This window comes from Nocardia araoensis NBRC 100135 (assembly GCF_000308435.1).
GTDB lineage: Bacteria > Actinomycetota > Actinomycetes > Mycobacteriales > Mycobacteriaceae > Nocardia > Nocardia araoensis.
The window spans coordinates 1-10,666 of record NZ_BAFR01000324.1; the positions used below are offsets into that span (position 1 = coordinate 1).

Genomic DNA, 10,666 nt, shown 5'->3' on the forward strand with positions numbered 1-10,666 from the left:
GATCGTGTGGCGAGGCGATTCGGGCGTGTGGATACTCGGCGGACGGATCGGAAGATGGTGAGCGGGTTGATGCCCGAGCTGCCGAAGAAGAATTGTTGGACCCTGGCCGAGGCTGCTGGTGACGAAACACCTGATGCGATGCAGCATTTCCTGGCCAGAGCGGTGTGGGACGAGGATGCGGTGCGTGATGACCTGCACAGGATACGGCTTCGGCATGGTCAAAATCCTCCAGCGAGGACGGATCCTCACAGGTCAAAAGTTAACCCAACCGAGGGCAGTCCCATGCTCGCGCGGGTGCGCAGCAGCACGCCCTTACGAGCGGCGCCCGACATGGAGCTTGTTCGCGGCATCCTCTAGACCCAACATGGCCCAGGAATCCTGAAGCTGTCATGAGCCGCAAAGTAGGACGCGCGGGTAACTGTTGATACGCTTTACGGTTTCGTTTCGTGCAGTTGGAGTGGTCGCCTGAGGATCTGATCGGGTCGTGGACGCTGATCGGTAAGAACGACTGGCGGTTGGTGGGCAACAAGTCGGGGGCTACCAGGCTCGGGTTCGCTGTATTGCTGAAGTTTTTCGAGATCGAGGCGAGGTTCCCTCGTGCGGGGGCGGAGGTGCCGCCTGCGGTGGTGAGCTACGTCGCCGAGCAGGTGAAGGTCGATCCGGCGCTGTTCGCCTCGTATCGGTGGTCGGGCCGCACGATCGAGTATCACCGTGCCCAGGTTCGTGCTGCTTTCGGGTTCCGGGAATTCGCTGTCAGCGACGAGGACCAGCTGGTTGGCTGGTTGGCTGGTTGGCTGGTTGGCTGAGGAGATGTGCCCGGTCGAGTTGCGTGAGGACCGGCTGCGCGAGGCTGTGCTGGTGCGGTGTCGGGCCGAGAAGTTGGAGCCGCCGACACCCGGCCGGATCGATCGCCTGGTGGGTTCGGCGCGATCGACGTTCGATCAGCGATTCTGCGCCCGCACGATGTCGCGTCTGAGTGCGGCGTCGGTCCAGGCTCTGAACGAGCTGGTCGCCGAGACTGCCACTGCGTTGGCGAGTGGCCGGAATCTGTTGTCGGAGTTGAAGTCCGACCCCGGCAAGGTCAGCCTGGAGACGCTGCTGCGGGAGATCGAGAAGCTGACCGCGGTCCGTTCGCTGAAGCTTTCGGCGGAGCTGTTCGCCGATGCCAGCGAGAAGCTTGTCGACGCCTGGCGGGCACGTGCGGCGCGGATGTTCCCGTCAGACCTGCGCGACGCCCCGGAGCCGGTCCGGCTGACGCTGCTGGCGGTGCTGTGCTGGATGCGGTCGGCGGAGATCACCGACGCCCTGGTGGATCTGCTGATCAGTCTGGTGTTGCGGATCAATACCCGCGCAGATCGGCGGGTGGAGCGCGAGTTGACCGAGGATCTGCGGCGGGTCCGGGGGAAGGAGGGAATCCTGTTCAAGCTGGCCGAGGCTGCCGTGGAGCACCCCGACGACATCGTGCGCAAGGCACTGTTCCCGGTGGTCGGGGAGAAGACGCTGCGGGAGCTGGTCACCGAAGCCAAGGCCAATGAGCAGGTATTCCAGGAGCGGGTCCGCACGGTGCTGCGCAGCTCGTACTCCAATCACTACCGGCGGATGCTGCCGCTGCTGGCCGCGCTGGACTTGCGGTGCAACAACACCGCCTACCGGCCGGTGATGGTGGCGATGGAACTGTTGGCGCGCTATGCCACGATCGACGGCAAGGTCCGCTTCTACGACCAGCACGCCCTGGTGCCGTTGGACGGCGTGGTCCCGAAAGCCTGGCGTGAAGCCGTGGTCGACGACCGCGACCGGGTCGAGCGCATCCCGTATGAGCTGTGCGTGCTGGTCGCGTTGCGTGACGCGCTGCGCCGGCGCGAAATCTACGTCGAGGGCGGCAACCGGTGGCGCAACCCGGAAGACGACCTGCCGGGTGATTTCGAGCAGGCCCGCGAGGTCCATTACGCCGCGCTGCGTCAGCCGCTGGATGCGACCGAGTTCATCACCGATCTGCGCGCACGGATGACGGCCGGGCTGGAAGGGTTGGACAGGGGCCTGATCGAGGGGAGTACCGGCGGGGTGCGGATCACCAAGCGCCGTGGCGAGCCGTGGATCTCGGTACCGAAGCTGGACAAACTCATCGAGCCGGAGAACCTGACCGCGATCAAGGACGAGGTAGCCCGCCGCTGGGGCACGATCGACCTGCTCGACGTGTTGAAGGAAGCCGACTTCCTGACCGACTTCTCCATGGAGTTCGTGTCGGTGGCCTCGCGTGAGTCGATGGACCGCGACACGCTGCGGCGGCGGTTGCTGCTGGTGCTGTTCGCGTTGGGCACCAACATGGGCATCAAGGCGATCGTGAATACCGGCGAGCACGCAGAGACCGAAGCCACGTTGCGGCATGTGCGGCGGCACTTCGTGACCCGCGACAACATGCGCCGGGCGATCGTCAAGCTGGCCAACGCGACGTTCGCCGACCGGGAGCCGCAGTGGTGGGGCCGGGGGACGGCGTGCGCGAGTGATTCGAAGAAGTTCGGGTCGTGGGAGTCGAACTTCATGACCGAGTATCACCAGCGCTACGGCGGGGCCGGGGTGATGATCTACTGGCACGTCGAGCGCAACCGGGTCTGCATCTATTCGCAGCTGAAGTCGTGTTCGTCCTCGGAGGTGGCGTCGATGATCGAGGGCCTGCTGCGGCATTGCACCGACGCCGAGATCGAATCCAACTATGTCGATACCCATGGCGCGAACATCGTCGGGTTCGCGTTCACCGAACTGCTGGGGTTTCGGCTGTTGCCCAGGTTGAAGAACATCGGCAGCATCCGGCTGTACCGACCCGACGACAACGCCGCCTACAGCAATCTCGGGCCGGTGGCCAGCCGCCCGATCCGCTGGGACCTGATAGCCCAGCAGTACGACCAGATGGTCAAATACGCGACCGCGCTGCGGCTGGGCACCGCCGAATCGGAGTCGATCCTGCGCCGGTTCACCCGCGCCGGCCCGAAACACCCCACCTACCAGGCCCTCGAAGAACTCGGCCGCGCGGTGCGCACCATCTTCGCCTGCGAATACCTCAGCTCCGAGGAGCTACGTCACGAGATCCACAGCGGGTTGCAGGTGGTGGAGAACTGGAACTCCGGCAACGGCGTCATCTACTACGGCAAAGACGGCGCATTGACCGGCCCGGACCGCGAGCACACCGAGGTGTCCATGCGCGCATTGCACCTGCTGCAATCTCGCTGGTCCACATCAACACCCTGCTGCTGCAACGGGTGCTGCAAGACCCGCAGTTCCGTAACCTCATGGGAGACAACGAGCGCCGCACCCTCTCGGCGCTGTTCTGGTCCAACATCAACCCCTACGGGCGGTTCCTGCTGGACATGAACCGTCGCCTCGACCTCGCCAGGCAGGCCGCATAGTAACGGGTTTCAGCGTTGCGGGTAGTCCCAGTCGCGGCCGGTCTGCCTGTGCTGCTCGACGAGGATCGGTTCGATGCCGGATCGCATCCGGGCCCGGTACAGAGCCCCGTCGGTGGTCGATCTCGTGGCCGATGAGCCGGGCGAGGCCGTGGTGATAGTCGGTGGTGACGAGTTCGCTGGTGAGCGTGGTGGTACATGAAGGCCGGTTGCCAACCACGCCATCGAAGCCGCTTACCGCACTCCCCACCGACGGGTAAGGCAGCTCCCCCCTGCTCTGCCAGGCCGACACGATCGCTCTACCCGGTGACAGCAGTGTTGCAGGCGCCCCGGCGCGGAAGGGTTCATTGGGTGAGTATGAAATCTCCGGCGGTCAATTCTGTGGCTTCGATGATCTCTTTGATCACTGCTGAAGTGGATGGATTGCGATCGGCCGGCATAATTGAGGTGACGGAATCACCTGATCTCCAGGCAAACGCGACCTCGGCCCCGGAGCGGAGACGAACTGCAAGGTATTGGCAACCGTCGGCTGAGCGATAGAACGTTCTATTCAGTTTACTCTCTATCCTTGGCCATGGAATTTTGATCCGCGCCATTGGCTCCACTGCGGAAAAAGATTCCCATACTGTTTCGGGTAAAATCGAGAATGGCATCATCGGCCATGGCCGCGCTTCATCTAGGCGATCAACTATCCTTGCGAGGAGATTGCGTATCTCGTTATCGGATAATTTTGCGCCAATGCTCGCATTGAGATTTCTGCGGGAATTCAGGGCATCGACGATAGCTCGGTACTCTTCGTCTGGCGTCAGCGACCAGAGGGGTCTACTCAAAAGACCGGAAGCGATGCGCTCGACCCAGCTAGAATCAAGCGACTCTGCGGTACTTACGCCAAGCAGAATTGCATTTACGACAGCTTGTGATTCTTCTTCCATGGGTGGCAATCTCCCCTTGTCTATTGCCGATCTGACCCGTGTATTAATGATTTTCAGATCTTGTATTGCTTAAACAGATTATCCTTGGATCGCAGAAGGATTTTTACGTCATCCATCGAAACGCCTAGATTACGCAGGTGTCGAACCACCTGGACCGCCATTGATCTGCTTGGCTTGTAGTGTCCGGCATCATCTGCCCACAATCTCTTCAGAGTTCCGTTTTCTACGTGAATTATCCTGGCTCCGGCGACGGGTTCTCCGGCCAGGTAGCTGGAGTGGTGAAATCTTCCCGGCTCCGATATCAGTGATGAATACAAGCGTCCGTTTTGATCCATCACAAAAGTGGCGGTGCCTATAGCTCCCCAATAGCCTTTTGCATCGTATGTGTCGTAGGGTTCGTTTTCGGCATTGTATAGTTTTCCGTCGACCACACGGATCTCGTAGTGACGCCTTTCGTCCTCGGTGAGATATTTTACCTGGAACCCAGGGAATACCGTGTTTCCGGGTTTATCTTCGCCAGCGTACTTCGGATCAAGATTTACCGTTTCGAACGGAGTCTCGATCGGACGCGGTGGTGAGGGAATATCGTCGACAGGAGACACCCCCGGGTGTTCCTGTGTTCTCAGTCCCTCGCCTGCTTTCCTGATCTCGTACGCGCCATGCCGGTCGGCGTGCAACTTTTCGTCGAGATCTGACCTGACATAGCGAGCTGCGCCTCGGGGCATGTCCGCAGCACCCTCGGCTCCCCTCCTGGTCATGCGTTTCAGATCTTCCAAAACTCTGCCCAGGATCCTGGTCACGCCGTTGCTCACTCGCGCCTCGCCACTGCGGCCGGCGCGGGGCGTTCGGCCGCGGAGAGGCGGGCGGCGAGTTCGTCCGCGCCGGGTGTCCAGGTGACGCGGCGGGCGTCGATGTCGTCGAGTCGGCGGTGGGTGCCGTCCTTGCTGGGTTTCAGATACCGCTGCAGGGTGCGGCGGTCTTCGTGACCGGACAAGTTCATCAGGTCGGTGTCGGTGGCGCCGTCCTCCCCGGCGTGGGTCAGCCGGGAATGACGCAGGTCGTGCAGATCCCATCCGTCGGTCGCGGCGCCCAGGTGTCGTTCGGCGGTGCGGTAGCTCATCCGTCGGCGCCCGGTGACCGGGTCGATGTCATGGTCGAGTACGGTGCCGTCGTCGGGGGCTGTGCGGCGCGACAGGAAGACCGGTCCGCTGGTGCGTGCGGTGAGCAGTTGGCCGAGCAGACGCGCGGTGCGGATGTCGTAGAGCAATTCATCTGGCTTGCCGCCCTTGCGGCGGGTGCGGGCACGCCGGTTGGAACGGTCCAGGTCGGTGACGTCCAGGCGCAGGACTTCCTCGGCGCGGCCCGCGGTCGCGTACAGCATCGCCCGCAGGGTCCGGTCGGCCAGTGGCCACCGTTTGTCGGCGATCAGCCGATCGATCGCCTCCCGGGAACGAACTCGGTTCGCGTCGGGTTTGGGCTGGTACTCGCGCCCCAGCCCGTCCAGCACCGCGGCGGCGTCGCCGATCCACTGCTGGGCCTGAAAATAGTTCAAGGCGCTGGCGACCGCGGCACGTTTGGTGTTGAACGTCGCCGGTGCACGGTGGACCCACGCGGTGCGGATATTGCGGTGCAGCCGGTCTCGGCCCGGTCTGTCGAGTTCGGCGAGGGTCGCGATACCGGCGAATGCCATCGGCAGCGCACCGGTATAGGCGCGCACCGTCTCCGGGGAGGTGATGTGTCCGGAGCGACCGCGATGACCGGCCAGCCATCGCAGGTACTGCGCCAGCGCCGCGGCGGTCGGCATCCCGGCAGGGATGGTGGGGACCGGAGCCAGCCGCCGGGTGGGGGTCATCGGCTCACGACTCCTCGAATGTCAGATAACACGCCGGAAAGGGGCGTGGCTTGTCGGGATGTTTCTCCAGGAGCATCGCCCGGTGTTGTCAGATAATGCGCCGTTATCTGCCATAGCTAGGGGCCAGTTCAACTATGGCGGAACGAGCTTCAGCTCCCTCGAGGCTGCGGGGAGCCTTCGGGCGTGGACTACCGCGACTGACACTCGACGACCCCTCGCTGACACAGGCATCGAAGCGGAATCCCCAATCAGCGACGAAATCCGCACGTTCGTTGGCCAGCCTGGTCGCCGAGTTCTGCTGCTTGGCCGCTTCACCCGCTGAGGGTGAGGCGGCTGGTCATGTTCAGCTTGACCTCGCCGTAGGGCAGGACGTGCTCCCAGCACCAGCGTTCCCGCCGCGGCCCCTACTTTCCGGTGTATTTGGTCCCACCCCTACTTTGCGGCTCGTGACAGCTTCAGGATTCCTGGGCCAACATGTCCGCCCGCTTCGCCCGGGGGCGCGTATCCCTCACACCCGGGCGATCCTGTGAATGAGTCGGTACAAGCCGCCGGCTCGTCCCACACTCACCTGGCCAGGCCGTCGCCAACCCGATCACAGGAGAGGATCCCGACCCTTCTCGCGGAGCGAAGGGTCGGGACGCCTCAGCGGCAGACTGGACCATCGATATTGGTGTCTCGACGGTCCTGCCACGCTCCGTCCCTGACTATCAATGTCCAAGCGCGGCGACACTATTAAAGCAACGAATAGCATAGCGCATCAAGCATTTCTATTTATCAATTACTTCACGACCTTGACCGGATCGCTTAACGTTCAGCATGAGCCGGGGCGGCGACCCAACAGGAGCATCACGAAAATGCCGTGCGATCCACGCCGGACGCGACGGCCGTGAAGGCTGCATGAACCGCAGTCGAGATCAGCACCCACAACACGAGAGTCGAGATCAGGTAACCCACTGCCCGTGTCGACGCTCTTCGGAATGTGGTTCTTGCCCATATTTCGTGATCATCAGGTCGCGTGATGATTAGTGGCTGAGCAGGATTCGGTTGCGGAGCAAGTCAGGTTTCGCGTGACCGAAGCGGTCATCCGCCTCTCGAGCTCTGCGCCGCGCAACTCCCAGCCGCCATGTGCCCAGCCCCAGCCCCAGCGGACGCCGTCGCTCCCGCTGCCGTCTGGTCGGCTACGCTGTAGTCCTTCACCATGGCCTCTCGAACGGTCTGTCATTCAATATGCGGAAGTTCCCCTTCGACCGTTCCGCAGGAAAGCGCCCTGCAAATCCGCGCCACGCATCACCCTCTCGACTCGTTTGAGGCCGAGCGAGATGCCACGGCGGGCCAGGATCGCGTGCACCCGGGGAGACCCGACGGTGCCGCCGGAGCTGGCATGGAATCGACATAACGATGATCTCTGAGGTTCACCCCGAATGGTGGACAGTTGATTACGCGGCGCTTGCCGCGCCTGTCGACAGTGACTGCTCGTAGCGGAGGGGGCTGATACCGCCTATCGAGGAGTGTCGTCGGGAAGTGTTGTAGCGGTGAATCCATTTGTCAACCGCAGCAACGAGTTCGGTCTTTCGGGTGAAGGTGTGGCGGTAGTAGAACTCGTGTTTGAAGGTCGACCACAGCGATTCGGCGGGACTGTTGTCCCAGCAGATGCCGGTGGCGCCCATCGAGCGGCGCAGACCGTGCCGTGCGCAGGCTTGCGCGGTCAGGGCGGCGGTGAATTCCCCGCCGCGGTCGGAATGCAGAATCGTGCCGTGCACCCGGCCGCCGCGCACGGCGACCGCCTGCTCGATCGCGGTCTCGACCACATCGGCACCGATGTGGTCGGCCACGACATGCCCGAGGACCCGGCGAGTGTGCCCGTCCCGGATCGCGCACAAATACATCTCGCCTTCACCACAGCTCAGATACGTGAAATCGGTGGTCCACACGGCATCGGGACGGCCCTGGTCGAACGCGCGTGCCACCAGATCCGGCGGGAACGACGCCACCGGATCGACCACCGTGGTCCGGATCTTGAACGTGCGTGGGCTGATGCCCTCGATCCCGATCTCGGCCATGATCTTGGCGACAGTCTTGGCACTCACCGTCTCCCCGCGCTCACGCAGCTCATCGGTGATCCGTGGTGACCTGTAGGTGCCCTCGGAATCGGTGTGCACGTCCAGGATCTTCACCGTCAGATCCGCACGGCGCTGCTGCCGTAGCGTCAACGCTGTCGCGGCCCGACGTTTGCGCCATGCGTAGAAACCCGACGCCGAGACCTCCAGCAGCCTGGCCATCCGGGCGACACCGAACCGTTGCGGCGCGATGGTGGTGCCGGCGGTAGGGGCCACCGCCTCGGCGTCGGGGGCGGCGTACTTCGCCATCAGATCGAACCGGGCCGGTTGTTCTGCATCGCGGCAAAGTACGCCGAGGCTTTTTTAAGGAACTGGATATCCTTGTCCTGCTCAGCAACTCGTCTCCGTAGTGCCTGTAATTCGGCGCGCTCCGAAGCCGACAACGGTTCCTCGCCCTGCCCGGTGGCCGCCTCGACGCGGCGACGTTCGTCTCGGACCCAGGTACTCAGCATCCCGGCGTCGATACCCAACTCGCGGGCGACATCGGCGATCGTTCGCCCCGAGTCGATCACCCGATGGGCAGCCTCGACCTTGTACTCGGTCGTGTACGACCGACGCTTGCGAGGAGGCATAGCAAACATCCTTACCAGCAGAACCTTCGATCCTGCTAACTCGGTGTCCACTACACGGGGGTGAACCTCAGGACGCCTGACTGGGCAGCCGGAGTTGAAGGTGCGGATGGTATTGTTTGAAGCCGTCACACCCGACACTCGGAAACCGTCGCAAGGACCACACTGCCCATGGGTAGCTACACCGTTGTCATCATCCCCGACTCTCCGAACGGTCAGGGATGTTGCAGCGATGCTCCGCAGCTAGCGATACGAGTCGATGCCTCTGCATCCGATACGCGTGTCACCGGTATTGCCATCAGCACGACGGGTCCTGCTGGTCTGACATCCCAGCAGGTGTGTGACATCGACATCGAGGCGGTTGTGACTGCCTTAGCTCGCCGGTTTTTGCCTTTGGGTCCGCGGGCCGCAGTGGCGGCGACTCCCTCCGCAGTGCGTGCGGAGCAATCGGAACAGATGATGCTCGAGAACGTTTCAGTGCCAGCGCTTGCTGATCAGGCAGCAACTCCACGCACCACGGACGGGGAAGGCGGACGCGCCTATCGGAGAATGCCCGATGTCAACGAGCTTCGTGCGACGTACGAGCGCCTGGGCACGGTCACCGCGGTTGCCAAGCATTTCGGCGTACCTCGACACACAGCTCAAGGATGGATGGGTCGATTGCGCAAACTTGACCCATCTGCGGAAACTTCCTCCACGAACAAGAATTAGATCGTCAGCCTGAACGGATTCGGTAGCCAATGAAAGACAGCTATACGATCACGATCTCGGACGCCAGAACCGGCGTCGTAGCGGCCATTGCAACCGTAGAGATTGATGCATCCGGAGTACGATTGGCCGAGGTACGTGCTGAGACTACTGGCGAGGCCTATGTTCCTGAAGACCTGGCCCGTGTTGATTTTCCGCTCCTTGTTCGCACCGCGAACATGCTGTCGGGTGGCCGTCCGCAAATCAGCTTGGCATCGAAGCTGTCCTCTGCCAGAGAATCTGTCTCGCCACGGGCAGAAACGGGCATTCCGCCGACCGCCTCAGAGAGTATCGGCGACGCTGCAGTTAGTGAGCCTGCTCCTAAAGTCGCAGGGACAGCGCAGCAGCGGGCTCAGCGTCAGCAAGAGCAACGAGCAGGAGCGCCATCGGACTTCGGTGTAACTTACTGGCGTCTCGGCAGCATCGCGAAAGTTGCCAAACACTACGACATTCCCCATCATGTCGCTCAGGACTGGATCAAGTCCCTTCAAAAGCAAGGAAAACTGGCTAATCCCTGGCCGTCGAAAACCTCACGCTCACCGCGGTCAAAGTGACGTGCCTCTACCTTGCTTCGGAGAAATCCAATTATCAGTGTGCGTGAGACTAGGTTCTGGGGTCCGTTATTCGAAACTCTTGACGATGAGGACCAGGACGGATTCGGCACGGCAGGTAATCCCTAGCTTCATTTTTTCGCCGTTTCACGGCGAGCCTTGCCGTCCGCCTGTTGGCGGCGACGTAGTTGCGGATCCAGGTGTTCCAGCGTGGACGTGCGATGACGATCGCATAGATAGCGGAGTTCGCGCGGCGGTTACCGTCTCGATTGAGCCTGCGGCGCCGGGTTTAGAGCTCCTATCGAGTTCGGTTGCTGAGTCGTCGCCAGCAGATCAGGGCGGCGGCGAGGTCGAGGAATCCGTGGTGGATGTCGGTGCGTCGTTCCCATCGAATGGCCAGTCGACGGTACTGGTGCAGCAGGGCGAAGGTTTGCTCGACGATCCAGCGGCCGGCGGTGACTTTGTCGCGGGTGCCTCGGCGTGCGATGTAGCCGGTGATA

At 62.4% G+C, this 10,666-nt stretch carries 10 protein-coding genes and 2 pseudogenes; 5 read left to right on the plus strand and 7 right to left on the minus strand.

The features are described 5' to 3' along the window. The 3 genes and pseudogenes from ON21_RS41130 to ON21_RS31360 form a co-directional block, all read left to right on the plus strand. Window positions 1–357: pseudogene (locus tag ON21_RS41130) on the plus strand (hypothetical protein); the annotation flags it as partial. 89 nt (window positions 358–446) lie between these two features. Beyond that, the gene (locus tag ON21_RS41135) at window positions 447–806 is read left to right on the plus strand and encodes a DUF4158 domain-containing protein (protein ID WP_373281166.1); all 360 of its coding nucleotides are present in this window, start codon (window positions 447–449) and stop codon (window positions 804–806) included. Continuing rightward, on the plus strand, window positions 799–3,366 hold the full coding sequence (locus ON21_RS31360) for a Tn3 family transposase (RefSeq protein ID WP_373281167.1): 2,568 nt from the start codon (window positions 799–801) through the stop codon (window positions 3,364–3,366). Before ON21_RS41135 ends, ON21_RS31360 begins: the two co-directional genes overlap by 8 nt. 376 nt (window positions 3,367–3,742) lie before the next feature. Here the strand turns inward: ON21_RS31360 and ON21_RS38900 are convergent, their stop codons facing one another. From ON21_RS38900 to ON21_RS31375, 6 genes are all read right to left on the minus strand, one after another. Beyond that, window positions 3,743–4,330, minus strand: a complete 588-nt coding sequence (locus ON21_RS38900; RefSeq protein ID WP_157171064.1) for a hypothetical protein — start codon at window positions 4,328–4,330, stop codon at window positions 3,743–3,745. Between the two features lie 53 nt (window positions 4,331–4,383). After that, entirely contained in the window at window positions 4,384–5,130 is a 747-nt protein-coding gene (locus ON21_RS38905) for an IQM protein middle domain-containing protein (RefSeq protein ID WP_157171065.1), read from the minus strand. A gap of 8 nt (window positions 5,131–5,138) precedes the next feature. Then, window positions 5,139–6,182 (minus strand): tyrosine-type recombinase/integrase, encoded by a 1,044-nt coding sequence (locus tag ON21_RS36190; RefSeq protein ID WP_051021532.1) that lies wholly within the window; start codon window positions 6,180–6,182, stop codon window positions 5,139–5,141. Window positions 6,183–7,404: 1,222 nt separating this feature from the next. Next, window positions 7,405–7,614 carry an IS3 family transposase gene (locus ON21_RS41140; protein ID WP_373281168.1) on the minus strand — a complete coding sequence of 70 codons (210 nt, stop codon included), beginning with the start codon at window positions 7,612–7,614 and terminating at the stop codon, window positions 7,405–7,407. A gap of 4 nt (window positions 7,615–7,618) precedes the next feature. Further along, entirely contained in the window at window positions 7,619–8,548 is a 930-nt protein-coding gene (locus tag ON21_RS31370) for an IS3 family transposase (protein WP_039804067.1), read from the minus strand. Beyond that, complete coding sequence (locus ON21_RS31375) at window positions 8,548–8,871, minus strand: transposase (RefSeq protein WP_039804072.1); 324 nt, start codon at window positions 8,869–8,871, stop codon at window positions 8,548–8,550. Before ON21_RS31375 ends, ON21_RS31370 begins: the two co-directional genes overlap by 1 nt. Before the next feature lie 168 nt (window positions 8,872–9,039). On the opposite strand from ON21_RS31375, the gene ON21_RS38910 reads away from it, so the two are divergent. Both ON21_RS38910 and ON21_RS38915 read left to right on the plus strand, forming a co-directional pair. Then, entirely contained in the window at window positions 9,040–9,579 is a 540-nt protein-coding gene (locus tag ON21_RS38910) for a hypothetical protein (protein ID WP_157171067.1), read from the plus strand. A 29-nt stretch (window positions 9,580–9,608) separates the two neighbouring features. Then, a complete protein-coding gene (locus tag ON21_RS38915; protein ID WP_157171068.1) occupies window positions 9,609–10,169 on the plus strand; it encodes a hypothetical protein in 561 nt (186 codons plus the stop codon). A gap of 295 nt (window positions 10,170–10,464) precedes the next feature. Here the strand turns inward: ON21_RS38915 and ON21_RS31380 are convergent. Continuing rightward, window positions 10,465–10,666, minus strand: a pseudogene (locus tag ON21_RS31380) (IS5/IS1182 family transposase); the annotation flags it as partial.

Bases quoted from the DNA above. Each gene is read 5' to 3' on its own strand.
- ON21_RS31370 (WP_039804067.1), bottom strand. From the start codon at position 8,548: ATGGCGAAGTACGCCGCCCCCGACGCCGAGGCGGTGGCCCCTACCGCC.
- ON21_RS38915 (WP_157171068.1), top strand. From the start codon at position 9,609: ATGAAAGACAGCTATACGATCACGATCTCGGACGCCAGAACCGGCGTC.
- ON21_RS36190 (WP_051021532.1), bottom strand. From the start codon at position 6,182: ATGACCCCCACCCGGCGGCTGGCTCCGGTCCCCACCATCCCTGCCGGG.
- ON21_RS38910 (WP_157171067.1), top strand. From the start codon at position 9,040: ATGGGTAGCTACACCGTTGTCATCATCCCCGACTCTCCGAACGGTCAG.
- ON21_RS31375 (WP_039804072.1), bottom strand. From the start codon at position 8,871: ATGCCTCCTCGCAAGCGTCGGTCGTACACGACCGAGTACAAGGTCGAG.
- ON21_RS38900 (WP_157171064.1), bottom strand. From the start codon at position 4,330: ATGGAAGAAGAATCACAAGCTGTCGTAAATGCAATTCTGCTTGGCGTA.